We start from the raw sequence: 26,161 nt of genomic DNA, 5'->3' as shown, positions 1-26,161 counted from the left end.
ACGAAAGATGTCTGTGATTTCGCAGTTGTCAATAGAAAAACTATTTTTAATGATTGACATTGCTATTTTAGAGAGCTATTGTTGCGCCGTTCCTCAATAGCGAACAAGTTTCGATATGGCAACAACGTTCACTTGTTTCTGTGTGTAGCTCTTTTTCGAGTAACTGCTGCTTGGGCTCATTGTGCCTACTTTGGCGTAACTGATCGTGTTGCGAATAAATCTGCTGAAACGCCGAGTAGGAATTTTATAGAGGACTCATCGGGTAAAGGCTGCGTCGTTTGCGGTGTTGACGGAGCTATCCCGTTTAAGAATTCGGTTCGAAAACTCCGGAGGATCCATCATGCAGAACCACGAGGCGATTCAGAAAAATAAATCAGCGAAGATAAAAATCTTCTTGAGAGCAGCTCAGGCCACGCTCCTTTTCGTAAGCTTGTTCGCGGTCTCTGACAGGCTTTATGCTCAGGCTGGAGCTACAGGGACGATTCTGGGGACCGTGACCGATAGTACCGGCGCTATCGTTGCGAATGCGGTTGTGACCGTGACCAACACTGCAACCGATGCGAAGGTTCGCATGACTTCCAGTTCATCGGGAGACTATCAGGCTTCATCGTTGAACCCGGGATCTTATTCTGTGTCGGCTGAGATGTCGGGATTTCAGAAGTCGGTGACAAGCGACTTCACACTTGCCGTTGATCAGAAGATTCGCGTCAACGTGGTCTTGAAGCCGGGAGCGGTAACCGAGACCGTGCAGGTGATGGCGCAAGCATTAGCGCTCGATACCGATAGCTCCGCCATCGGACAGCTAGTGAGTCAGAAGCAGGTAGAAGAGCTTCCGCTCAACGGCCGCAACTTCATGCAACTGCTCTTGCTGGGCGCAGGAGCAGTCACAGTAGGCGGCGAGCAAGGCACAATGCGCCAGGGATCAGGTAATGCCATCAGCATCAATGGAGCTCGGCCCGAGTCGAATAACTACACCCTCGATGGGTTGATCAATACAGATACAGCGCTGGTAACTCCTGCGGTCATTCTGTCGCAGGATGCGATTCAGGAGTTCAAAGTTGAGAGTGGCAGCTATCCCGCCGAGTTCGGCTTCAGCGCCAACCAGATCAATCTCGTCAGTAAGAGCGGAACCAACAGGATTCATGGAACAGTATTTGAGTTCAACCGTAACAATGCGTATGATGCAAGTCCGTTCCCAACCGCAGCCGACTATCAGGCAGGAGTGAAAACTCCCCTTCCAAAGTTGCGCCAGAATCAGTTTGGTTTCGTTGCAGACGGGCCGGTGTACATTCCCAAACTGTACGACGGCCGCAACAAAACGTTCTGGATGGCAAACTATGAAGGATGGCGCATCATCAACGGGACGATCGAAAAGGCATCCGTGCCAAATCCTGCGGTGCTGACTGGCGACTTCTCCGCAGAAAATCTTCCGGTCAACGGAAGTACCGCATGCACCACAAACTTAAATTCGAGTCTGAATTGTCTTCCTGTAGACCCACTTACCGGTCAACCTTTTCCTGGAAACAAGATCCCCGCCAGTCGGATTACAGCACGTCTAGCCAATGCTGCGATTGGTGCAGGCTTCTGGCCTACTCCGAACGCTGGTGCAGCTAACGCTACTCCCGGTACGATTAACTTTGTAAAGTCGGTTGGATTACCTCTGGTCACGAACCAGCAGACGTACCGCGTCGATCAGACGCTAGGTAAGCTTGGTCTTGTCTTTGGGCGCTACACTTATTCGACCTATCAAAATAGCAGCCTTAACACTGCTTCGCTTGTCTACGGCCTTGAGACACAGTATGAGACACAAAAGAACTGGGAGATATCGCACACCATCAGTCTCGGCACACGGAGCACGAATAACTTCCGCTTCGGTTATCTTGATGCCTCTGCACCTCAGGGAGCCACAACTCCACCTGACTCCTTTGTCACGTCGCTGGGGCTTACGGGAACTTTCCAGAAGTTCGGACCGCTTCAGCTTACCTATCCCAGTATTGGTCTAAGCCAGTACGCAACCGTCGGTGGTCCTGTCAACGCTTACACCGGATCCGATCAGCCCGCATGGGAGTTTGCTGACTCCTATACGTGGGTAAAGGGAAGAAACACCTTTGGCTTCGGTGGCGACTATCGGCGTTGGCGGTTGGTACGCAACCTTGATGACGATTTTCTGGGCGACTATGGATTTAGTTCAGCATCTATCACTAACAATAAGGTAGGTTGCCCGGCGAGCAACGCTGACTGCGGTACCGGTAATGCTGTCGCTGATATGCTTCTCGGCTATTACAGCAGCGCTGCCGGTTATGTACCGGGTCCTCTGAGCCCAACCGATCAGGCCGGCAATCCCCAGACTCACATCTTCAGCTACTTTGCGCCATACGCTCAAGATGATCTGAAAGTAACCCAGAGACTTACATTGAATATTGGTATGCGCTGGGATTTTCGTGCTGCACCCTATGAAGCGCAGAATCACTTCTTCTGGCTCGATAACCAAAATACCCAAGGTGGATTGTGCTACGCCGACAAGACTCTGGGAACAAACGGTGTAGCAACCGGAGTTGGTTACGATAATGTGACGCCGATCCTGCGTTATTGTGGATCGAATGTCCCTCATCCCGGCTCGAAGACTCCCTTTGCTCCACGGTTCGGCTTTGCCTATCGCGCTGGAGATAAGACCGTTATTCGCGGCGGCTACGGCATCTTCTGGGATTCATCTGAGGGACGCGAGATCGACGACTCGGGTGACATCTATCCCTACGCCATTCGTAATAATCTCACCCCGGCAACGAACGCCGGTGTTTCAAAGCTGACAAATGACTTATTTACACCTTTCGCCACACTCCTTCCGTTTCCTGTATCGACGCTGACGTTCATTGCGGTTATCGAATCTGACAATCCGTTGAATCCCTATGTCCAGCAATGGTCGCTTTCAACGCAGCGGTCGCTTGCAAGGAATACAACGTTCGAGCTGAACTATATCGGGTCAAAGGGAACCCATCTTCTGACTCGGCACGATATCGCTCAACCCAATGCAATTCCTGCGGATAGCTTGGCATTTTGCGACGCGCAGAATCCCGATGGATCATATAAGAATACAAAGGTTGCTCCTTGCCTTCCGAGTTCGCGGCTGCCCTATAAGAATTTCACCAGTATCTACATCAACAGCGACTGGCACGGATACTCCAACTACAACTCGATGAATGCGAAGTTCGAGCATCGCACCAGTTCACTTGCGGTAACTGCGATCTATACCTGGGCGAAGAGCATGGATGACAAGTCTGCCGCGGCCGGAGTAGGTGCAAGTGGTGCCGGTTATCAGGGCTTCATGGATAACCACAACCCAAATTTAGACTATGCTCCATCGGACTTTGATGTTAACCAGCGTTTTGTTGCGAGCTATGTTTATGACCTTCCCATTGGTCGAGGCAAGAAGGTGATGGGAGGAGCTAACCGAGCCACTGACTTGCTGGTAGGCGGATGGGAGCTCACTGGTATTACAACCTTTCAGAGCGGATTTCCTTTCGGAATCAACTCAGCCGATCCACTCAACTACACCGGCAGTATTGCTCCCCGTGCCAGCTATGTCCCAGGTTGTAATATTCACGGTGGTGTCATGGCGAAGTTTCAGCGTTTGAATATGGCATGCTTCTACCAATCGGCGCCTGGAGTATATGGCAACACTGGCCGTAACTTCCTACGTCAGCCCGGCATCAATAACTTCGACATGGGTCTCGCAAAGAGCCTCGCTCTCACCGATCAGATGAGACTTGCCTTCCGTGTCGATACATTCAATACCTTCAATCATCACCAATACGCAATAACTGTAGGCGGTTTGGCTACGGGAGGATCGGGTGGCGGCTCTGCAATCGATAACGGTCTGACAGATTCACTCGCAGGAAAGATCACAAGCTCATCACCGGGCAGGGTGATTCAGTTGAGTGGAAAGCTGACCTTCTGACCATACACCAGCTAGCAGAGAGAAGCTCATCGCCAATGCCTTGAGCTTCTCTACCTCTTCGTCGCCAATCGAAATCTAGTGCTGCGCCTGCCGTAGCTTTTGTACTTGACTGACATACATACTGGAGATCCCATGAAGTCAGGGTTTATTTCTCGCAGAGTTGGCATCTTCGCCGCAGCGGCATTCTTTGTCTGTGGGCCGATCGTCTTCGCACAGCAAGCATCGACCGACCTTCAGCAGGGTTTTCAGAGTCCTCCCGAAAGCGCGCGTCCCCGAGTCTGGTGGCACTGGATGAACGGCAACATCACCAAGGATGGCATCAATCTCGACCTTGAATGGATGAAGCGCATCGGGATTGGAGGCTTTCAAAACTTCGATGCCGCGCTTGGAACGCCGCAGGTTGTTCCAAATCGTCTCGTCTATATGACGCCCGGATGGAAGGACGCATTTCTCTTTACAACCCATAAAGCTGACGCGCTTGGTCTTGAAATGGCCATCGCAGGATCGCCCGGCTGGAGCGAGAGCGGCGGCCCTTGGGTAAAGCCCTATCAGGCAATGAAGAAGGTTGTGTGGAGCGAGACCGACATAGAAGGAGGTCAGCCCTTCCATGGTGTGTTGCCTCCGCCGCCAAAAGAGACAGGCCCGTTCGGCGATCTGGCTCAGGCTGATCTGATGGGAGCGATGGGAGGTGTGAAAGCACCGCCGCCACCGGTGGACTTTGGAGCAGACAGCGAGGTGATTGCATTCCGCACGCCTGCCGACGACATCTCCATGGCTCAACTCAACCCCAAGGTCACCACGAACGACGGAGCCGTATCAGATCCAAGTCTGCTGTGGGACGGCGATCTCAATCACTCGATTGAATTTCTCGCCGCGGCTCCAGGCCAAAAGAGCTGGGTTCAGTTTGAGTTCGACAAACCACAGTCGATTCAAGCTGTCACCTTTGCAATGGGTGGTCCTCGCAATCCCTTGGCTCAATTCCAGGGAGAGACGGGCAAAGGCCCCGTGCTCGAAAAGAGTGACGACGGCGTCAACTTTGAAGAGGTGGTTCGCATACCAACCGCAGGAGCTGTGCAGCACACCATGTCATTTCCTGCGGTCACCGCACGCTTCTTTCGGCTGAGCTTTCTTGAGGCTCAACCTGCAAAAGGCCAACTGGGCGATATCGACCCGGCCGAGTTGGGTATCAAACCCGAGACAGGCCCGCAGATGCACCGCATTGCAGAGCTTGCGCTACACACCGGCGCGCGGGTAAATCGTTTTGAAGAGAAGGCGGCCTTCGCAACACTGCCCGACAACTACAGTGCGGCAACACCGAAGCCAACTGCAGGATCGGCGATCCCAGTAGCTGACGTCGTCGATCTCACAGCGAAGATGCAGAAAGATGGAACCCTCAATTGGACTCCGCCTCCCGGACGCTGGACCGTTCTGCGCATGGGCTATTCGCTGACCGGCATCACCAATCATCCGGCCTCACCCGAAGCCACCGGGCCTGAAGTAGACAAGTTGAACGCGAGCTATGTAAAGGACTACTTCGACAACTATCTTGACCAGTACAAATCGGCCACCGACGGCATGATGGGCAAGCGCGGCCTGCAATATGTCATCAACGATAGCTGGGAAGCTGGCACGGAAAACTGGACCAACGATATGATCGCCGAGTTCGTCAAACGTCGCGGCTACGATCCTCGCCCCTGGCTGCCCGTACTCACCGGACGCGTCGTGGGCAGCGCGGCAGACAGCGATCGCTTCTTATGGGACTTCCGTAGAACCCTCGCTGAACTCCTCGCGGAGAACCACTACAGTACTCTCTCCGCAGAGCTGCACGCCCGTGGTATGGGGCAATACGGCGAATCGCACGAGGAAGGCCGTGCCACCATCGGCGACGGCATGGAGATGAAGCGTTATGACGATGTGCCCATGGCCGCGATGTGGGTGCAACATCCTGGCGTTAATGCCGATCAGCTTGGCTATGATGCAGACATCCGCGAGTCGGCCTCGGTCGCACACATATGGGGACAGAATCTCGTCGCCGCCGAGTCAATGACCGCTGCCAGCAATCCGTGGGGTTGGTGCCCAAACACACTCAAACCTACGGCGGACAAAGAGCTTGCCGAAGGGCTCAACCGATTTGTAATCCACACCTCCGTGCATCAGCCGTTGATCGGAAAAGCTCCGGGACTTGCCCTCGGGCCATTCGGTCAATGGTTCACGCGTAACGAAACCTGGGCCGAGCAGGCAACGCCGTGGATCACCTATCTCGCTCGCAGCTCCTATCTGCTGCAGCAAGGAAAATTTGTCGCCGACATCGCATATTTCTATGGAGAAGACAGCAACCTAACGGCGATCTTCGGCAACCGCGCTCCGGATGTTCCATCCGGTTATAACTTCGACTACGTTAACGCGGACGCTCTTGAACATAAACTCAACGTACGTGAAGGCTCTCTGGTTACAGAGAGCGGCATGAGTTACCGCGTGCTGATACTCGATCAATACAGTGAGCACATGTCCTTGCCCGTCCTTCGCAGACTGCAAACACTGGTAAATGACGGTGCTACGATCATCGGCAAGCGTCCTACCGATGATCCCAGCCTCTCCGATGATCAGGCCACATTTCATTCCATCGTGCAGGATCTATGGGGAAGCACAGATGAAGATCGTAGCGTAGGCAAAGGCCGCATCCTGCAGCAGGGAAGCGTCGCCGATGCCTTGCAGCGCGCAAAGATCGAACCCGACTTCACCTTCAAGAAATCGCGACCGGAAAGTGAAATCCTCTTCGTTCATCGCAGAACTCCGACGTCGGATCTCTACTACATCGATAACCGTACCGATCAACCGGAGTCGATCGACGCTAGCTTTGCCATCACAGGCAAAGCGGCGGAGCTATGGCATGCCGATACCGGAAAGATCGAGCCCTCCTCCTATGTCATTGCAGATGGCCGCACCTCGGTTCCACTTAACCTCGATCCCTACGGCACGGTCTTCGTAGTCTTCCGTCACGCAGCGCAAAAGCCCTCGCGCCATCTCCCCGCAGTTCAGGAGACGGCAATTAAATCCATCGATGGACCATGGGATCTCAGCTTTGAAAAGGACAAGGGAGCACCTGACTCTATCAAGCTGGAGCAGCTCACCTCATGGTCCGACAACAGCGACCCTGGCATCCGCTACTTCTCCGGCCACGGCACCTACACCAAACACGTCAACCTTCCCGCATCGTCTTTCAAAGCCGGTGACAAGCTGTGGATCGATCTCGGAACCGTAGACAATCTCGCCGAGGTAACGGTGAATGGCAAATCTCTTGGCATTGCCTGGAAAGCACCCTACCGTGTCGATGCGACTGGAGCTCTCCATCCCGGAGACAACCTGTTGCAGGTTCGCGTTGTCGATCTATGGGTCAACCGGCTCATTGGCGATCAGCAACCCAACGCGAAGCAGTACACTTTCACCGTGCGCAATCCGTATAAAACCAACTCGCCTCTCGTCCCCTCCGGCTTGATTGGCCCAGTACGCATCCTGCGCGAAGAGCACGTACAGGAGGCCAAAGCCGCCGAATGAAGCTTCGTTTTATAGTTGTCGCCGCTCTCAGTCCGTTGTTGTTCTTTGCCCCGGCCCAGGCACAGCAGACTGAGATGCAGCGCGACTACGCCACAGCTCAAAGGGCTCTGGCTGCTGGCGACACCGACGGCGCGCTCAAGATATTCGAGCGACTCAGCCACGCCAATCCCGATGTCGCTGAGATCCATGCAACCATCGGAGTCATCTACTTTCAACAGGGAGACTATCCCGAGGCGCTCAAGCAACTCGACGAAGCAAAGCGAATTAAGCCGGAGCTACCCAAGCTCGATGGACTCATCGCAATGTCTCAGGCCGAGTTGGGAGACTACAAAGTTGCGCTGCCGGAACTGGAGCAGACCTTCCGCACAGCGCAGGACGAACCGGTAAAGCGAATGAGTGGTCTCGAGCTTGAGCGCGCTTACACCGCCTTGCAGCAGGATAGCAAGGCGGTAGAAGTTGCACTGGAGTTGCAGCGCCTCTTCCCCTCCGATCCCGAGGTTCTGTATCACAACGAGCGCATCTTCGGAAACTTTGCCTTTCTCACCGTGCAGAAGCTGGTAGCAGTTGCGCCAGACTCTATCTGGAGACAACAAGCCACAGCCGAGGCCAAGGAGAGCGAAGGATCGTTCGAGGATGCCATCGCAGCCTATCAGAAGATACTGGCTATCGATCCAAAACATCGTGGCATCCATTACCGCATCGGGCGGTGTCTGCGCGAGCGCGAGCGTCACACGCATCATCCCGAAGATCTAACCAACGCCATGGCAGAGTTCCAGCAGGAGCTGAAGCTGAACCCCGACAACGCAAACGCCTCCTATGAAATAGGAGAGCTGCATCGGCTGGCAGGAGAGAACGATGCAGCAAAGACATACTTCGAAGCTGCTTTAAAGATCTATCCCGACTTTCCTGAAGCGAACCTCGGACTCGGCACCGTGCTTGTTTCGATGGGACAACCGGCAAAGGCGCTCCCATACCTGAAGACGGCTATCGCCAACGATCCTAACGATGATGCCTCGTGGTATCGCTTGTCGCTTGCCGAGCGCGCGCTCGGCCACAAAGCTGAGCAGGAAGAGGCCATGAAGCAGTTTCTGAAGCTTCACGACAATGAAGGAACGAGCCGAGCCGAATCAGTCCGGGATGTCAGTCGGCAAGAGGTCAAACAGACACCCGCATCATCATCGGGTACCGCTCCATAGAAGATTCGAAGAAAAGCCATCCTATTAATCGGCTATGGCGAGTTGCTTCCCCTAACGAGAGCGCTGGTCTCGCATAGACCTGCAACCTCCCAAAGATGGAATACCGATATTCCAATATTTGGTTATCGTTTTCCCGACGCCAATCTCACGCTGGGCGAATCGTTTCCAGTCCCTGCGCTTTCTTGTTTCAGCGATCTTCTTTACCGGTGCACATAAGGCAAACGTCAATTTTTACAGTCTGCAAAAATCTCCGAGAGTTGGCACTCCAACTTTTGGTTGAGAAAATCCTTGACATTCTGAAGTAAGACTCTGTAGTCTCCCTGACGATCGAAATTAGCATAATTTGCTGCATTTGAGAAAACGATTTCTCGGGTCCTATTGAATCGCAATATTGGGAGGCATCTGATGGCAAACATATTGAAATATCTTTCATGCATGTTCATCGTGTGCGGGCTTTTGTGCGCAGCGCCGGAGGCATACGCTCAGTTCAGCGGAACTGTCTCCGGCGTTGTCGCCGATCCCAGCGGCGCGCTCGTTCCCGGTGTCTCTCTGACACTGCGTAATAAAGCAACCAATGAGCAACGCACCATGACATCGACTGCGGCCGGCGTCTACCAGTTCGTCAGCCTTGCCCCGGGTTCTTATGAGCTGACCGCGACCATGAAGGGTTTCAGCTCAACAAAGACGGCAGTGACACTCGAGACCAACCAGATACTGAACATCCCGGTAAATTTGGCTATCGGCAGCTCCACGCAGACCATTGATGTCAGCGCCCAGGCTCCGCTTCTCGATGCAGCAGATACCCGTCTTCAGGAGACGCTTTCCACTCAAACCCTCTCGGCCCTGCCTCTGTCGGGCCGCAACATGATCTCGCTGGTCACCCTTGCCCCGGGCGTGACTGGCACCGGTGTGACATCGAATGGCAGCCCCGGATCGGGCCGCGATAACTACTCCACTGAGACGCAGGTGGATGCAAGCGCGAACGGTCAGGGCGCGGTAGGCAACATGTACGTCGTCGATGGCCTCGACGTGACCAGCTCCATCAGGCCCGGCGTCTTGAATCTCACGCCAAATCCCGACGGCATTCAGGAAACCAGCATTCAGACCAATACCTATAACGTCGACTATGGCCGCGCCAGTTCTATCCAGATGACGATGACCACCAAGGCGGGTGGAAGCTCGTACCACGGCAACGCCAGCGACTACTACACGTATCAGAACTTCTTCGCAGGCACCGAGTTTACTCACAAGTACTCCCCGTTCCACAGCAACAACATCTCCGCGACTATCGGCGGCCCCATCATTCCTCATCACAGCGGCTTCTTCTTCTTTGCGATCGAGCCATTGCGCTCGGCCAGCGCTGTCGGTGGAAACATTACATTTGAAGATCCGGCGTTTACGGCCTTTGCAAAGCAGAACTTTCCCAACACGATCGGCACACAGCTCCTCACCACCTATCCTGTCAGCAAGGTCTCCAACGTAACTGTCGTACAGACAGGGCAGTCGCTCTACCCGGCAAACACCGACGGGTCGCCGGTTTGTGGTACGGCATCTGCATATAACCTGCCTTGCTCAACGCCAGTATTGGACAGCGGAAACTACACCGATACCGGCTATCGCAATGGACTTCAGTACTTCATTCGCCTCGATAAGAATTTTTCACGCGACCGACTCTACGGAACCTTCTTCCGCACGACAGCGAACACAAACTCTCCCAGTGCGCGTTCCGCATTTACAACCACCAGCAACTACTACCAGTATGCGATTCAGGTGAACGAGACTCACACCTTCAATCCAACAACCATCAACGAAGGCTCTTTTGCTGCCCAGCGAGTGGAAGGAATCGCTCCGGCTACAGGAACCTTCAGCGTACCCGTCGTGAATATTACCGGTGTGGGGCAGGGCATCGGCGCTGGTTTTGCCCAGGGAGATTTCATCCAACATAACTATCACTGGCGCGATGTACTCACGCACACCTTCCGGTCGCACGATATCAAGATGGGCTATGAAGGACTCTTCGGAGACGACGTCGAAGTGTTCAATGGCCCTTATGATCAACCAACATTTGCCTTCAACAGCCTGCTCGACCTGGCTCGCGATAACGTCTACACCGAGACTGGCATTGCCTACAACCCGGTGACCGGGCAAAAGACACAGTACGATTGGAATGCTGCCGGAGTAACTCACGGTGCATTCGTTGAAGACACCTGGAAGCTAAGCCGCAAGATCACAGTGAACTACGGTCTGCGTTGGGATGACTTTGGCAACCCCTACTCGCGGAGCGTAAACACGGTATTCGGCAACTTCTTTTACGGCTCGGGTGCTACGCTGCAGGAGCAGATCGCGAACGGCTCCGTGATTCCGCACCATCACGCTCTCAATCGTTCTATCACCGATGTCTTTAGTCCACGAGGAGGTATCGCGTGGGATCCGGTCGGAGATGGAAAGTGGCTTATCAAGGGAGGAGCGGGCATCTTCCACAACTGGCCGACGATGGCCAACCTGCAAGAGCAGTATCGGGGCAACCCTCCCGGCAACATCTTCCCAACGTTTTATGGCGGACAGAGTCCAGCGCCGATCTTTGCCCTGGGCACCTCGAACAACAAGCCGTATAACTTCCCCTACCCCGCGCTTCCAGCACGTCCTCTGAACTCGCAGGGCGGCCTCACCGGTCTGCAGTTCAACATCGGCGGTATTGATGCCAATCTTCAATCGCCTGTCGCTTATACCTACTCCACCTCGGTCGACCGCGAGATCGGGCGCAGGTTTGTAGGTTCGTTGATGTACACCGGCTCGACCGGCAAAAAGCTTCTCTCCGGCGGAGGCCAAGTCTATAACGTTAGTTACGGACAGGACATCAACGTCGAGCAGGGAGACCTTATCATCCACAACAGCACCGTGCCGACTCGCTTAAACACCAGCTTCGGCTCGGTCTTTTACACGCAGAACGATCGTGTGTCGAGTTATAACGCCTTCATTGCTGCCCTTCGAGGAAGGTTTAGCCACGCATTTTTCAACGCATCCTATACTCGTTCTTCTTCCCAGGACGATACCCAGGTCTATCCTTCGTACATCAACGTGCATCAGTGGTACGGGCCTTCCATCTGGGATGCCCCCAACCGCTTTTCGCTCGCATGGAACTATGAGTTTCCTTCCTATAACGAGGGCAGGGGGTTAGTTGGTAAGGCTGCAACCGGTTGGCAGCTCAGTGGGACGACCATCTTACAGAGTGGCAATCCTATCAACGTCAACAACACCGCGCCTTTCAAGCCGTTAGTCGATCCGAACACCGGTAAATTTACCGGTTACGCTCCCGGGAGCGGCGACTATAACGCTGATGGCGATAATCTTCAGAGCTATCCCGATGTCAATAGTTATAGCTATAAGCATGGTCGGCAGGATTATCTGAATGGCATCTTTACCGCGGGCCAGTTCTCGAATCCTGCCTTTGGAACGGAAGGAAATGAAAAATACAACTCCTTCCGCGCCCCTGGATTCCAGCAATGGGATATGGCGCTCTTGAAAAATACCCCAATTCGCGAATCCATCGCCTTCCAGCTTCGTTTCGAGTTCTTCAACGTCTTCAATCACCCCAATCTAATTAACGTAGACGTCAATCAACCTGATGCTAACTTTGGAAAAGCAACAGGCCAGAATGTCCCACGCTTCCTCCAGATCGGCGGCAATCTGACCTTCTAGTGATGGCAAAAGATGAAGCTACCGCGTTCGGCATTAGCCCGACGCGGTAGCTTCATGCTATTTATGGATCATCATAGAAATCATGAAGTTGGTCTGGTCAAAGTCGCGCCCTGTTATCGTACTGTCGATTGCCTTTCTTTCCGCCTGCCGTCTGTCGGCACAGGACACTCAGGCTCAGAAGCAGGCGATCTATCGTCTTCTCGCCGCGCAGCAACTCCCGCAGGCAGAGCAGTCGGCGCGTACCTATCTCGCCACGCATCCTGAAGACTGTAATGTTCGCGTGATGCTTGGAATTGCTCTTCGTGGAGAGTCGAAGACGGAGGCAGCGTTCACCGCGTTTCATACTGCGGCAAAGCAGTGCCCACAGTCGCTCGCCGCCGGCGAAGGCGCAGCCGAGACTGCATACGCACTCAACAAGCCCGAGGCCAAGAGACTCGTGACGCGTGTCATTGAGCTTCGCCCTGGAGATGAGACCGCCTATGCCATGCTTGGCGCAATTGACGCTCGTGCCGGAGACTGCGCTGGCGCCGTCGAAAGCTATGCGAAGGCCTCATCGCGCATAAGTCAAAGTCCACCTGCTCTTCAGCAGTATGGCAGTTGCCTGATGGTTTTAAATAGACCGACTGAGGCGGTTACGGTCTTGTCACAGCTGCTGGCCCTCCAGGATCAACCCGTAAATCGACTAGCGCTTGCTCGCGCCCAGGCCGCAGCAAAAGACTCCTCCGCTGCGCTCGCTACCTTGCAGCCTCTACTCGACGCCGGAGACCAGGACAGCAACGCCTACTTGTTGGCCGCTCAGCTAGCCGAAGGCAAGAATGACACTCCGAAGGCCGTCGAGTGGCTTCGCAAGGCCATCGAGCTAAATCCCAAAAACGTCGATGCATACCTCGCCTTCTCTGAGATCTCCTTCAATCACGGCGCTTTCAAAGTCGGTATCGATTTTATGAGTCTCGGCATTCGGCAACTCCCATCCGAGGCGCGGCTTTATCTGGCTCGCGGTGTGCTCGAAGAGCAGAGTGGGCAGATGGACGCCTCTCTTCAGGACTTTGAAAAGGCCCATCAACTCAATCCGCAGTTGTCATTCGCCGAAGACGCCATGGGGATGTTGCTGAGCCAGAAGCACGACCCCGCTGCCGCACTTGCTCTCTTTGCTCAGCAGAGCCAGCTTCATCCTGATGACCCACTGCTGCAATATCTCTACGCAGAGGCTCTCTCGCAAACATCGAATGCGGATGAGACACAAATTAAAAAATCAATCGCTGCGGCACAACGCGCAGTACACCTTGAGCCCTCCTACCAGCCTGCGCGCGATCTGCTCTGCGTGCTTCTGCTCCGCCACAACGACCTCGATGAAGTCATCGCCCAGGCCCAGGAGGCGACAAAGCGCGATCCTTACGACGAAGCTGCCATTTACCAGGAGCTCCTTGCAGAGCATAAGTTGAATCACTCGGCTAAGATCCAGGTACTTGTGAAGCAGCTTCAGGACGCCAAGGCGCACAACCAGCAGGCAAGGACAAAGTATGTCCTCGAGGAAGCGAAACCCTCCGCCCCTCCTCAATAAGCCCGAATTTCAACGCAATACGTCTAAGAAATAGGTGTTCACCTCAGCATCCATACGCTGGGTTTACACCCATGAGGCGATGGTGCTACTCTCATCTCGTTTCAACGAGGCGTAAATCGCCGAGTCTAAGTAAACGATTTCTCATTTCCGAAGAAAATGGGTTTCGTCTCACCCAAAGGATCTCTACGATGACCAAGCCAACCCGCCGAGCTTTTCTCAAAAGTGGAGCCGCGCTTGCTGCCGGCAACGCCGTCCTTCGCAACGCGCCCGCATTCGCAGCCTCGTTAGCTTCATCTGCCGCTACCGCTCCGCTCAGTCAGTTTGAATACCGTGACGTCCAGCTTCTCGATGGCCCCATGCTGGTGCAGTTTCGTCAAAACCACGAGCTCTTCCTCAATCTCAACGACGACAGCCTCCTCAAACCCTTCCGTCAGCTCTCCGGCCTGCCCGCTCCCGGTGAAGACATGGGCGGCTGGTACTCTCCTTCCGACCTCTTCGATCCGCCAAAAAATATGACCGGATACATTCCCGGACACAGCTTCGGGCAGTATCTTTCAGGGCTCGCGCGCGCCTACGCCGTCACCGGCGACAAGGCCACTCAAGCGAAGGTACAGCGACTCGTCACCGGTTTTGCTCCAACCATCAGTCAGAAGTTCTACAGCGACTACTGCATTCCCGCCTACACCTTCGACAAGACCAACTGTGGCCTTATCGACGCGCATCAATTCGCCGGCGACCCCCATGCTCTTGCCGTACTCAATCGCGCCACCGACGCAGTCCTTCCATTCCTTCCGCCCAAGGCTCTCGACCGCGCTGAGATGATGGCCCGTCCCCACAAGAACATCTCCTTCACATGGGACGAGACCTATACGCTTCCCGAAAACTTTTACCTCGCCTACCAGCGCGGTGCAGGCGCTCGTTATCGCCAGCTTGCGCGTCGCTTTCTTCAGGATGATACCTACTTCGGACCGCTCTCCGAAAATAAGAACGTTCTTCCCGGCCAGCATGCCTATAGTCACGTCAACGCGCTCTGCTCGGCTACGCAGGCTTATCTCACCGACGGAAGCCAGAAGCACCTCACCGCCGCGCGCAACGGCTTCGCCTTCGTCCAGCAACAAAGCTTCGCCACCGGAGGCTGGGGACCCAACGAGACCTTTCAGGATCCCACCGGCAACGGGCTCGCCGACAGCCTCACCAAAACTCACAGCAGCTTCGAAACCCCATGCGGTGCCTACGGACACTTCAAAATTACTCGCTACCTCATGCGTGTCACCGGCGACAGCCGTTATGGCGACAGCATGGAGACAATTCTCTACAACACCATTCTCGGCGCTCGCCCCATCCAACCCAACGGAGTCAGCTTCTACTACTCTGACTACAATCACGATGCAAAAAAAGTAGACTACGAGCAGAAATGGCCATGTTGCTCCGGCACGTTCCCGCAGCTTACTGCTGACTACGGCATCAGCTCTTACTTCCGCAGCACCAAAGGAATTAACGTCAACCTCTACGTTCCTTCACGTATCACCTGGCAGCAGGGAAGCGCGCGCGCCTCGCTCACCCAGCACACACAGTATCCCGCCAACGGCGACACCAGCATGCATCTGACGCTCTCGCATCCGCAGAGCTTCGCCGTCGCTCTGCGTATTCCCGCATGGGCTGGAAGAAACACAAAGGTGACAGTCAACGGCAAGGCAGTCGACACCCCACTTACTCCGGGCACATGGGCAAGCATCGATCGCACCTGGAAAGATGGAGATCGCATCGAGCTCTCGTTCGACATGCCGCTCCGTCTTGCTCCAATCGACGATCGCCATCCTGAGATCGTCGCACTGCTCTATGGCCCCGTCGCTCTCTTCGCCATCGAACCCGCCGCACAGACGATCACCCGACAACAGCTACTCGCCGCCCAGCGCATCGGCAACTCCTCAGCCTGGCAGGTTGCGACCGATTCCGGCAACGTCCGCATGATCCCTTTCCCTGAGATCAAAGACGAGACCTACCGCCTCTATCAGCAGACCTAAAGCCCACCGGGCTGGAGGCAAACTCCAGCCCGCCAACATCTACATCGAGCAGGCGGCAAATCACAACTCGACAGAGGCATGCCCGCCTGACATCGCGAAACGCCTGCTCTTCGCGCTACCGGCAATCTCCACTGCAAATGTCCTTGCCTCTGGCAATCTTCCTTTTGTATCGGCCTTCAGGCTCAGCGTTCGTGATCCATCATTCCAACTGCACACGATGCGCGTAAAAGCTCCGTTTTGATAATCGAAGCTCACACCATCATCCTCATAAAGAATCGCCGTTCCATCAGCCCCCGGATAGACACGCAACAGCAACGGCTCGCTACTAGCCTCACCCGTATGCTGCTTTACCGGCCCCATCGGTACAATCGCTCCGGCCTTCACATACAGCGGCATCGTCTCCAGCGTTACCTCTCGCGTCACCTCGGCACTGCCGGTCAGGCGCTCATTGTTCCAGTAATCCCACCAAACTCCCTGTGGCAGATAGGTCGTCCTATGCGTAGCACCTGCTTCCAGCACAGGCGCAACCAACATACTGTCACCCCAAAGATAAGCATCCTCCACCGTCGCCGCCTTCGCATCCTGCGGATACGCAATCCACAATGTCCGCATCAATGGAAGCCCCGTCGCATGCGTCTCCGCAACAGCAGAGTAAAGATACGGCAGCAACTGATATCGCAGGTTAAGGTAACTCCTGCATATCTTCTCGACTGCTATATTGTGCAGGTCCTCCGGTTTCGGCAGTGTCGACGCAGCAAACTGCGTATCGAACTCCGCCGGACCATACGTTCCCATGTCCCATCCCCATGGCAGCCGCAGCATCCACGTTCTGCCGTGGCAACGAAACAACGGACAGAATGCGCTGAACTGAAACCATCGCACAAACAGCTCCGCGGTGAACTCCTTCGTCGGCACAAACCCGCCGGTGTCCGTTCCCCAATACGGTATCCCGCAAAGCCCAACCGTAATGCCCACCATCACCTGCGCAGCCAGCGTCTTCCACGTCGACAAGATATCGCCCGACCACAGCCACGCATAGCGCTGCGTGCCCGCATAGCCGTTACGGTGCAGCGAAAACGGCCTGACGTTCGGCAGAAAAAGCTGCGAGCCCTCCCAGTACATGCGGTTTCTCGCTAACCGCGATGCCGGCCGCAGCTCATCGCCCTCATCCGGCCACCAACCATCGACACCAGCCTTCCACACCTCGTGATGTTTGGGCCAATACACCGCCGCGCTGCTCGGATCATCCAATGCAGCTCCGGTATCGCCGACCTCGCCATGCAAATCTTCCGGACAACTCACCACATGCAGAACTACCTTGAAGTGCTCGGCATGCATCTCGTCAAACATCTTCGCCGGATCAGGAAAGATCGTCGGATTGAACGTAAACGACCCATGCCCCGTGTTCCATCCGGCAGGGCAAAAGCCTGTGCCGAGGTAGATCATCGCATCGCAGGGCAGCTTCGAATCACGAAAGCGCTTCGTCTCCGCCAGCACTGCCTCGCGGCTCGCCAGAGTTCGATGCGACTGCTGATACCCCAGCGCCCACAACGGAGGCATATGCGGATAACCCGTCAACTCCGCCCATTCACGCAACAGCTCCGTCGGCGTATCCGCCAGCATCACGAAGATGTCCCGCGTCGGTGTCTCCTCCGTCGGCAAAAAGCTGCCCTCCGCCCCGCTCAGATCGAAAGTTCCCCAAGGGTGCGCAAAGAAGATGCCCCAGCCCGCACTCATCACCAGAGGAATCGGAACGCGAGCACCATAGGTCGCCAGCGCCGGGCTGTGCTGTCCATTGATCATCGCATCGGTGGTACCGCGACGATTTAGCGGATGCCCACCCTCGCCCAACCCAAACAGCGGCCCGTCACCTACATCGAAATGGATCGCTCCGGTCGAAGGCTCCAACTTCACCTGCTGCCGCACAGTGCCTTGCGCATCCACAATACTCATGCACCACGGCTTCTCTTCCAGATGAACTTTGAAGTTGCCCCACGCAGCTACACCCGACTCATCGGTAGCCAGCGCCTCGGGCCACTTCCTCGGAACAATGCCAACCTCTTCCACCGGTCCCTGCTTGCCCTGCTGAATGACTCGCAGGCGAAGCGTCTTCGCACTCACGGCAACCACGGTTAGTAGATGCGTGTTGCCAACTGCGGGCACGCCCTGCGCTGCGCCAAATATCTGTGCTGCATTAATCTGCCGGGAGAACAGCAGATTGGCTGTCTCCAGTGCAAGTCCACCCAACACCGCGCGCCGAGAAAACCGCTCTCCCATCAGACCTCTCCTATAGGGATGTCGCCTGCAAATTTCGTCTGTTCTTATGCATCCCTATAGGGAATCCATACCTGCATCGAAGCCGGATCTCGATTCGCCCACGCATAGTAAGGAATCAGTCGTATCGTCGTCGCAGTCTCCTTGGGTTTTGGCGTAGCCGCAGAAAAATACAGTCCGGTATCGCTCGAAATGTCACTCAGCATCGCCGGATGGCTCAGCATCATTACGCCGTTCAAAAGCTCCGGCTCAAAGTGCGTCGTCGTCTCTCCGTCGAGACGAACGATATAGCCAGCCAGATTCATACCAGCGTTATGGTCTGCCTGGTCCAGATGCTCCATGCAGAACACAATCGGTCCGCGCTGAAACGCAACTCTTCCGCGGTCTTCGGTCACCGCAGGGTTAGCCTTCAGCAGATGTGTCGTCATATCGAAGCTCAGATCGATGGTGTCGTTCTCAGCCCATTGCCGCCGAATCGCCAGATACTCTCCGGGCTTTGCTCCGGCAAACTCTTTGCCATTCACCTTCACGCTGTTCTTCTTCGACCACCCCGGTACGCGCACGTACATGACAAATTCGCCAGGCTTCGCCGGGCTGACTGTGATCTTCACATCGCCGCTCCAGGGATAGTTTGTCTCCTGGGCGACCTTAACCGGCGTCCCATCGTTCAGATGCCAATTCATCTCCGAGTTGTCATAGAGATGAACATATACACCATCCTGACTTGTGCTGTAGAAGTAGCCCGACAACGAAGCAAACGTCCGTTCCAGATTTGGCGGGCAGCACGTCGTGTCATACCACGCATTGCGAATCTTCCCATCCACCAGATGCCGGTCTCTCGATTCTCCCGACGGATCGAACGCCAGCGGATTGCGATAACAATACGTTGTTCCATCCAGAGACATCCCCGAGTTGATGCCGTTATAAAGCGCTCTCTCCATCACATCGGTAAACTTCGCATCACCCGTTGCCGAAAGCATGCGCCAATTCCACATCATGTTGCCGATCGCCGCGCAGCTCTCTCCATACGCCTGTGCATTCGGCAGTTCATAGGCATCTCCAAAAGCCTCGCCCGCCGCGCGCGCACCCACGCCGCCCGTGACGTAAAGCTGATGAGCATTCAGGTCGTCCCACAGCATATTCAACGTCTTCCAATAGGCCTGGTCTCCGGTCTCAAGGTAGTAGTCCGTCGCTCCGCAACACGCATACATACACCGAACCGCATGGCCCTCCAGCTTCGTTCGCGAAGTAAACGGAATGCCGCAGTACATGTAGACAATCTGCTGCGGTCTCAACGGAATCCTCGGATCGCCATGCAAAATGTAACCTGCAAGATCGACATACCTGCGGTCCCCAGTCGTGCGCGACAGCTCGATCAAAGACATCTCAATCTCCGGATGCCCCGAAACGATCTCCTTCTGATTTGCACCAGGCCCATAGTTCGGAATCAGAAAATCGTTCACAAAACGAATGCCCGCATCAAGCAGTGTCGGATCACCAGTCGCCCGATAGTACGCAATCGCGCCCTGCAACATATGGCCGATGCAATAAAGCTCATGCCCCGTGGTCTGCGTGTCGTACTGCATACGCAGCGGCTTTCTATCTCCGTTGAAGTAGGTGTTCAGATATCCGCTCGGCTCCTGTACAGCGACCACCTCACGAATCATCGTGTCCGTAGTCCGTCGCAACTCAGACTGATCGTTGTTCTGCAACTGAAACCCAACCGCCTCCGTCCACTTATAAATATCGGAGTCGGAGTACACAGGCCCCTTCTGCGGCTCGGTCGACTTTCCCTGCAGCCGTAAAAAGTTATCCATGCGTCCATGCGCCAGCAACTCGTCATGCATGCTGGGAATGCTCGACGTAATGTTCGTCTTGCGGCGCTGTGCCCAGAACCCATCTTTAATGCGAACCGCTCTTATCGGCACCGTCTTCAACTTCGCGTAAGGAGAATTGGAAAGGTCGATCACGCCCGCGTCCTTCCAGTCAGCCTTCAACGTCTCCTTAGGCGCGGCAGCGGACGTCTCGCCTGCCAGCATCGCCATCAGCCCTTTGCCTTTGGGTTGCGCCATAGCCACTGCTGAAGGGACCATCGAGACGGCGGCGGAAGCAATGAATTTGCGACGGGACAGGCCAGGGTTCATGGGAATTCTCCTCTGGAAAATCGTGACACCCCGTTCTAGTCCCCTATACCCTCAAACGTCAAGAGAACGTTTTCTTTTAAACACAAAAACAACAGAAAACACCCCGAAGGCAAGGGGCGATACACTTCTCTCTGTTATCGTTGCCGGCAAAACGCGGTAACAGCAATTTTCTTTCATCAAGCCATAGCATGGTTCGGTTGCACCTCTTGGCCGAGGGGAGCACCCCCACCCACGCGCCGGCGCATCCTGCCGGAGGCTCGGTACGCATCAGTCTGTAGTTGTGAGGAGCTAGTTCATGAACGTGAAACACCAAGCATCATTCGCATCTTTATCCGGAAGCCGCCGCATCAGCTGGCTCTGCGCGCTTGCACTCCTGGTCTTTACCGGCTTCCATGCCGTTGCCGCCATGGCACAGACGGGCGCCACGATTCGCTACGATGCTACCACTCGCATCTTCCGCATCGATGCCGCTAACACCAGCTACGTCCTCGGCATCAACGAGAATCAGCAGGTCCAGTCCCTCTACTGGGGCAAGCGCCTGGGCGCTGACGATACTTTTCCCGCCGCCAAAGCTATGCCTGAGGCTGCGTCCTTCGATCTCCCCATCACAACCACGCCGCACGAGTTCATCGGCTGGGGTGGCGGTCTGTTCGTCGAACCCGACCTCAAAATCACCTTCCCCGACGGTAATCGCGACCTCGTCCTCAAATACGTCTCGCACCGCATCGACGGCAACAAGCTCGACATCGTCATGAAAGACATCTCGCGCGAAGTCTACGTCACTCTCCAATATCAGGCTGACCCCGAGACCGGCATCCTCCGCCGTTCCGCCGACATCGAAAACCGCACCGACTCTCCCTTCACCATCGAGCAGGTCGCTGCCGCAACATGGAACCTGCCCCGCGGCACCGACTATCGTCTGCGCTACCTCACCGGACGCTGGGCCGGAGAGTGGAATGTACAGAAGCAGGATATTCATCCCGGCAAAACCGTGCTCGAAAGCCGCCGAGGCACCACCGGCGCGCAAAACAACCCATGGTTCGCCATCGACCACGTCGGCAACAACGATCAGGACAGCGGCCCGGTATGGTTCGGCGCTCTCGGCTGGAGCGGCTCTTGGCAGATCTCCGTCGAGCAGGATCAACTCCAGCAAGTCCGCGTCACCGGCGGACTCAACGCATTCGACTTCGGCTACCGTCTGCAAAAGGGCGAGCACTTCCAGACCCCCTACTTCTACGGCGGATACTCCGCTCATGGCATCGGCGGCGCATCGCGTCTCATGCATCGCTTCGAAATTGACTCGTTGCTGCCTCACGCGCCAACTCCCAAATTGCGCCCGGTCCTCTACAACTCATGGGAGGCAACAGAATTTCGTGTCGATGAAGCCGGTCAGATGGCGCTCGCGGAAAAGGCCGCCACCCTCGGCGTTGAACGCTTCGTCATGGACGACGGCTGGTTTGGCCAGCGCAAAGACGACCACGCCGGCCTCGGCGACTGGTACGTCAACCCGCAAAAGTTCCCCCACGGCCTCAAGCCGCTCATCGACAAGGTCCACTCCCTCGGCATGGACTTCGGCCTCTGGGTCGAGCCGGAGATGGTCAATCCTGACAGCGATCTCTACCGCAAGCATCCTGACTGGGTATTGAACTTCTCCGGTCGCCCGCGCACCGAAGGCCGCAACCAGCTCGTACTCAACCTCGCCCGTCCCGATGTGCGCGCCTACGTCTATGGCTTCCTCGACAAACTTCTCACAGAAAACGACATCGCGTTCCTCAAGTGGGACTACAACCGCAACTGGTCTGAACCCGGCTGGCCCGCCGTCGCTCCCGAAGACCAAAAGAAGGTCTACGTCGACTTCATCCGCAATCTCTACTCCATCCTCGCCGAGCTGCGTGCCAAGCATCCTAACGTCGAGATTGAAAGCTGCTCCGGCGGCGGCAGCCGCGTCGACCTGGGCATCCTCCAGTACACCGATGAGGTCTGGCCCTCCGACAACACCGACGCCTACGACCGTCTGCTCATTCAGAACGGCTTCACCTACGCCTACACCCCCGGAGTCATGATGGCCTGGGTCACCGACTCACCGACGTGGGTCAACCAGCGCACGCTCTCGCTCGAGTACCGCTTCCTCTCCTCCATGCAGGGCTCGCTCGGCATCGGCGCCAACCTCAACAAGTGGACGCCGGAAGACTTCGCAACAGCGAAGAAGATGGTGGCTCAGTACAAGTCAATCCGCGAGACCGTCCAGCGCGGCTCGCTCTACCGCCTCATCACACCCGAAGACAACAGCGAGCAGTCTGTCACCGAGTCCGTCTCGCGCGACGGCAAGCAGGCAGTCACATTCGCCTTCCTGCACTCCAGCCGCGAGCTATACCCCTACCCTCGCATCTACCTCCGTGGCCTCGATGCCAAAGCCAACTATCGCATCTCCGCCCTCGACGGAAAGCTGGCGAAAGACACTCCAGACTCTGCCAGCGGAGCCTACTGGATGAATCACGGAGTCGATGTCGAGCTCCGTGGCGACTTCCAGGCCGCAGCCTTCACCCTCGAGCAGGCGGGAGCTGCAAAGGCAGGGAACTAAGTTTCCTGTCCTCGCTTGTTATTGTTATTGCTTGCCATACCGCGGCGCAGCGGAGGAATCTGCATCCCTCCGCTGCCTTGCTTGTCATTCCCGAAGGGAATCTGCGTTTTGCTCGAATCACCAAAGCCACATCGAAAGAAAAATTCCCTCTAGTCAAGTAGTGTGCTACATAGTTAGAATGGCCGCATGACAGGCGAACCTCGGCTCTCTCATACCGCCGCGCTTATCCTTCAGGCCGTCAACGCCGGTTACATCTACGGCTTCAGCGTCATGGAGGTCACCGGCCTTCCCAGCGGAACCGTCTATCCCGCGATGCGACGCCTGGAGCGAGACGAGCTGATTCGCTCTCACTGGGAGCAGCAATCCATCGCCGACTCCGAGCAGCGCCCGCCGAGAAAGTATTACAAGCTCACACGCGCCGGCAATATCACCCTCGAAGCCTCGCGCAAACGATATCCTCTCCTCACTAAGCTGATCCCGTCCACCGAGGTCGGATCCATATGAAGCGCCTGGCGATTCGTGCCTTCAGTGCGATCGACCTCGCGACTCTTATCGCTGCGTCATCGCTGGTCCCTCGCTATCAGCGAGCAGAGTGGCTCAAGGAGTGGCGAGCCGAGCTATGGCACGTCCGCCAAGCCTGCGGTGCCGAAGAACAGATTCTCTGGCAAGCCGAACACGAAGTCGCCGACTTCTGCTTCGGTGCGTTTCAAGACGCCCTCTGTCTGCGCAAAGACCTCCGCAACGCACTCCCGCCAAAGCAGCACCTCTCCTCCGCCGATCGCTGCCTCTTATTTCTGGCAAGCATCGCCTTGGCAACGTGGTGTCTCTTCATGGCATTGCCCAACGCTCGCATCGCCTCACAGCCCTCGCCCTATCGCGACCCGCACCACCTCATGCTCATCACCCGCGCAGGGCTGTCGGGAACATCTCATCCGACGATTCGCGCAGAACAGTTTCGCGCGTGGAGAGTCAAAAAACAGCAGCTCTTCAGCGACTTCGCCTTCTACCACCCTACGGTCAGCCCAGTGGCTCTATCGCCGCAACACTCGATAAAGCTCTCCGTCGCACAATCCAGCCGCAACCTCTTCGAGCTGCTTGGCCTGCCGGTTCAACTCTTAAATCCCGATCACATCCTCCACAACGACCTGCCTAGGCTCGTCGTTACCCAGGAGGTATGGCAAAAGTATTTTGGTAAGGATAGAGAAGCGACGGCACAGACCATCGCCGTAGGCAACCGCCCGGTCGAAATCGTCGGAGTCATTCCCGCCGATCAATGGAGGCTTCCCGGACACGTCGACGCCTGGCTGCTCGAACCTGACCTGAACGTTGCGAGCATCCCCGCCGAAGCCCGAGGATTCCTAATCGGCCATCTCATACCTTCACCCCAACACAAACATCTTGCCGATCAATGGGACGTCTCCGTCTCCGCTGGGCCGGATGACACAGACTACCTCACCTGCAACTCACTATCGAGCCAGGCCCGCGGAACCTTCCACATCTTTCTCTTCACCGTCATCCTCGCGTTCCTTGCACTCCCGGCCACCACGTCTCTGCCGCTAGGCGAGTACGCCGCCATCCATCACAAGCTATCGAACGCCAGGCAACTCCGCCGCTGGGTCTTCTTCGCAACGAAGATCGTACTGATCCTCCCCATCGTCTACTTTGGCTCGATCGATCTCGCCTACCTCAGCCGCTCGATGAGCCCCGAGACCTCCGACTACATTCAGATCGTCGCCTCGTTCTCGCTCTGCCTCTTCGCCTTGCGTTGGGCACTTCGCGACCAACGAAAACGCTGCCCCGTCTGCCTCGGCAAGCTGACAAACCCCGCCCGCGTCGGACAGCCCTCCAGAACCTTCCTCGCATGGAATGGAACCGAACTGATCTGCGTCGGCGGCCACGGTCTGCTGCACGTCCCCGAGATGCCGACAAGCTGGTTCAGCACCCAGCGCTGGCTCTATCTCGATTCATCCTGGGACGTTCTTTTCCCGGAAGCCAACCTTGCTGCTCCCGGCACTTCATAAATCAATTTAGAATCAGCCCAAAGCTCTAAAGCAACATTTATCCAAACTCAAAAGCACGTCATCTCGACCGGAGCGCAGCGGAGTGGAGAGACCCCTGTATTTCGCCGTTGTTCTTGCCGTTGCCTGTTCTTTCTCACCGGAGAGATCACCATCCATGATAGTTACCAGACAGGCTCTTAGAGAGACCGCCCATCCAGCATTCGATACAGCGTCGAGCGGCTGATCCCCAATAACTCCGCCGCGCGCAGCTTATTTCCCGCACAGTCATTCAGAACACGAAGCACATGCCGGTCCACCACCTCCTGCAACCGGGCTGCCTTCGTCTGGTCTTCTCCAGCGGTCTGCCCGCCGCTTTTCTCCGTAGACGGAGAGAAGACGATCTCCCACGACTCAATCGCTCCGCCCCTATTCTTCACTACCGCATCCTGCAACACGCTCTTCAACTCCTGAACATTGCCCGGCCAATCATGCGACTGCAACAGTTCCATCGCACTCTTCGTAATCGTGATCGTCTGCCGGTACTGTCTCTCAAACCCGGCGAGAAAGTGCATCGTCAGCGCAGGCAGGTCCTCCATCCTCTCGCGCAGGCAAGGCACGCCGATCTGTACCATGGCGATCCGCTGATAAAGCTCCTGACGGAAGCGACCCGACGCAACCAGTCCTCGCAGATCTTGCCTCGTCGAAGCGATCATCCGTATGCCTAGTCTCTGCGGAGCGGCCAGCCCTTCCTGCGACCACTCATGTCTTCGCAGCGACTCCAGCAGCTCATCCTGCGTCTCCAGCGGCATCTCGTCGATGCCCTTAAAAAACAGCGTGCCTCCCCGCGCCATCTTCATCAGGTATGAGATCCGGTTGCCCGCAGCAGCCACGACGAACGGCTCATCTGTCCTGACGCTCTCTTGGTGCAGCGCGCGCGCGACCCTCTCTTTCCCAGCGCCACGCTCGCCGTGAATCAACACCGCGCGAAAGTGCGGTCCAATGCGCCGAACCTGCAAGCGCAGCCGCTTCATCGCCGCGCTGTCGCCGACAATCTCGCCATCAGCTCGCTTGAGCAGATAGGGAAAGGTAAGAGGATCGCCTTGCGGTTCTATCCCCGCAACGGCCTGCAAAGAAGAAGAGATGTGGCTGAAGGTTGCCATAGCTGCTTCATC

At 56.0% G+C, this 26,161-nt stretch carries 12 protein-coding genes; 9 read left to right on the top strand and 3 right to left on the bottom strand.

The genetic code is table 11. The features are described from left to right. Positions 1-430 precede the first annotated feature (430 nt). The 6 genes from IEW09_RS08420 to IEW09_RS08395 all read left to right on the top strand — a co-directional run bounded on the left by IEW09_RS08420 (position 431) and on the right by IEW09_RS08395 (position 15,990). Positions 431-3,955: a TonB-dependent receptor gene (locus tag IEW09_RS08420; RefSeq protein WP_188553718.1), complete on the top strand. Its 3,525-nt coding sequence runs from the start codon at positions 431-433 to the stop codon at positions 3,953-3,955. Positions 3,956-4,087: 132 nt separating this feature from the next. Then, positions 4,088-7,510 carry a glycosyl hydrolase gene (locus IEW09_RS08415; RefSeq protein ID WP_188553717.1) on the top strand — a complete coding sequence of 1,141 codons (3,423 nt, stop codon included), beginning with the start codon at positions 4,088-4,090 and terminating at the stop codon, positions 7,508-7,510. Beyond that, on the top strand, positions 7,507-8,706 hold the full coding sequence (locus tag IEW09_RS08410) for a tetratricopeptide repeat protein (protein ID WP_188553716.1): 1,200 nt from the start codon (positions 7,507-7,509) through the stop codon (positions 8,704-8,706). The genes IEW09_RS08415 and IEW09_RS08410 overlap by 4 nt, the downstream gene beginning before the upstream one ends. Positions 8,707-9,111: 405 nt before the next feature. Then, complete coding sequence (locus tag IEW09_RS08405; protein WP_229739193.1) at positions 9,112-12,405, top strand: TonB-dependent receptor; 3,294 nt, start codon at positions 9,112-9,114, stop codon at positions 12,403-12,405. A gap of 82 nt (positions 12,406-12,487) precedes the next feature. Then, a complete protein-coding gene (locus IEW09_RS08400; protein WP_188553715.1) occupies positions 12,488-13,966 on the top strand; it encodes a tetratricopeptide repeat protein in 1,479 nt (492 codons plus the stop codon). Positions 13,967-14,154: 188 nt separating this feature from the next. Beyond that, entirely contained in the window at positions 14,155-15,990 is a 1,836-nt protein-coding gene (locus tag IEW09_RS08395; protein WP_188553714.1) for a beta-L-arabinofuranosidase domain-containing protein, read from the top strand. A gap of 60 nt (positions 15,991-16,050) precedes the next feature. Here IEW09_RS08395 and IEW09_RS08390 read toward each other — a convergent pair whose 3' ends face one another. Both IEW09_RS08390 and IEW09_RS08385 read right to left on the bottom strand, forming a co-directional pair. After that, on the bottom strand, positions 16,051-18,267 hold the full coding sequence (locus tag IEW09_RS08390) for a glycoside hydrolase family 31 protein (protein WP_188553713.1): 2,217 nt from the start codon (positions 18,265-18,267) through the stop codon (positions 16,051-16,053). Positions 18,268-18,311: 44 nt separating this feature from the next. Further along, positions 18,312-20,408 carry a glycoside hydrolase family 127 protein gene (locus IEW09_RS08385; RefSeq protein ID WP_188553712.1) on the bottom strand — a complete coding sequence of 699 codons (2,097 nt, stop codon included), beginning with the start codon at positions 20,406-20,408 and terminating at the stop codon, positions 18,312-18,314. Positions 20,409-20,703: 295 nt separating this feature from the next. Here IEW09_RS08385 and IEW09_RS08380 point away from each other — a divergent pair, with 295 nt between their 5' ends. The 3 genes from IEW09_RS08380 (at position 20,704) to IEW09_RS08370 (ending at position 25,010) form a co-directional block, all read left to right on the top strand. Next, complete coding sequence (locus tag IEW09_RS08380; RefSeq protein ID WP_188553711.1) at positions 20,704-22,989, top strand: alpha-galactosidase; 2,286 nt, start codon at positions 20,704-20,706, stop codon at positions 22,987-22,989. Between the two features lie 186 nt (positions 22,990-23,175). Next, on the top strand, positions 23,176-23,493 hold the full coding sequence (locus IEW09_RS08375) for a PadR family transcriptional regulator (RefSeq protein WP_188553710.1): 318 nt from the start codon (positions 23,176-23,178) through the stop codon (positions 23,491-23,493). Then, a complete protein-coding gene (locus IEW09_RS08370) occupies positions 23,490-25,010 on the top strand; it encodes a hypothetical protein (protein ID WP_188553709.1) in 1,521 nt (506 codons plus the stop codon). The genes IEW09_RS08375 and IEW09_RS08370 overlap by 4 nt, the downstream gene beginning before the upstream one ends. Before the next feature lie 176 nt (positions 25,011-25,186). Here the strand turns inward: IEW09_RS08370 and IEW09_RS08365 are convergent, their stop codons facing one another. Next, a complete protein-coding gene (locus tag IEW09_RS08365) occupies positions 25,187-26,149 on the bottom strand; it encodes a sigma-54-dependent transcriptional regulator (RefSeq protein WP_188554377.1) in 963 nt (320 codons plus the stop codon). Positions 26,150-26,161 lie beyond the last annotated feature (12 nt).

Source organism: Edaphobacter dinghuensis (assembly GCF_014640335.1).
In the GTDB taxonomy this organism is placed as follows: Bacteria; Acidobacteriota; Terriglobia; order Terriglobales; family Acidobacteriaceae; genus Edaphobacter; species Edaphobacter dinghuensis.
The sequence above is the reverse complement of the archived record's forward strand: the minus strand, read 5'-3'. Positions and strand labels throughout refer to the sequence as shown.

Bases quoted from the DNA above. Each gene is read 5' to 3' on its own strand.
- IEW09_RS08415 (WP_188553717.1), top strand. From the start codon at position 4,088: ATGAAGTCAGGGTTTATTTCTCGCAGAGTTGGCATCTTCGCCGCAGCG.
- IEW09_RS08410 (WP_188553716.1), top strand. From the start codon at position 7,507: ATGAAGCTTCGTTTTATAGTTGTCGCCGCTCTCAGTCCGTTGTTGTTC.
- IEW09_RS08405 (WP_229739193.1), top strand. From the start codon at position 9,112: ATGGCAAACATATTGAAATATCTTTCATGCATGTTCATCGTGTGCGGG.
- IEW09_RS08400 (WP_188553715.1), top strand. From the start codon at position 12,488: ATGAAGTTGGTCTGGTCAAAGTCGCGCCCTGTTATCGTACTGTCGATT.
- IEW09_RS08395 (WP_188553714.1), top strand. From the start codon at position 14,155: ATGACCAAGCCAACCCGCCGAGCTTTTCTCAAAAGTGGAGCCGCGCTT.
- IEW09_RS08390 (WP_188553713.1), bottom strand. From the start codon at position 18,267: ATGGGAGAGCGGTTTTCTCGGCGCGCGGTGTTGGGTGGACTTGCACTG.
- IEW09_RS08385 (WP_188553712.1), bottom strand. From the start codon at position 20,408: ATGAACCCTGGCCTGTCCCGTCGCAAATTCATTGCTTCCGCCGCCGTC.
- IEW09_RS08380 (WP_188553711.1), top strand. From the start codon at position 20,704: ATGAACGTGAAACACCAAGCATCATTCGCATCTTTATCCGGAAGCCGC.
- IEW09_RS08375 (WP_188553710.1), top strand. From the start codon at position 23,176: ATGACAGGCGAACCTCGGCTCTCTCATACCGCCGCGCTTATCCTTCAG.
- IEW09_RS08370 (WP_188553709.1), top strand. From the start codon at position 23,490: ATGAAGCGCCTGGCGATTCGTGCCTTCAGTGCGATCGACCTCGCGACT.
- IEW09_RS08365 (WP_188554377.1), bottom strand. From the start codon at position 26,149: ATGGCAACCTTCAGCCACATCTCTTCTTCTTTGCAGGCCGTTGCGGGG.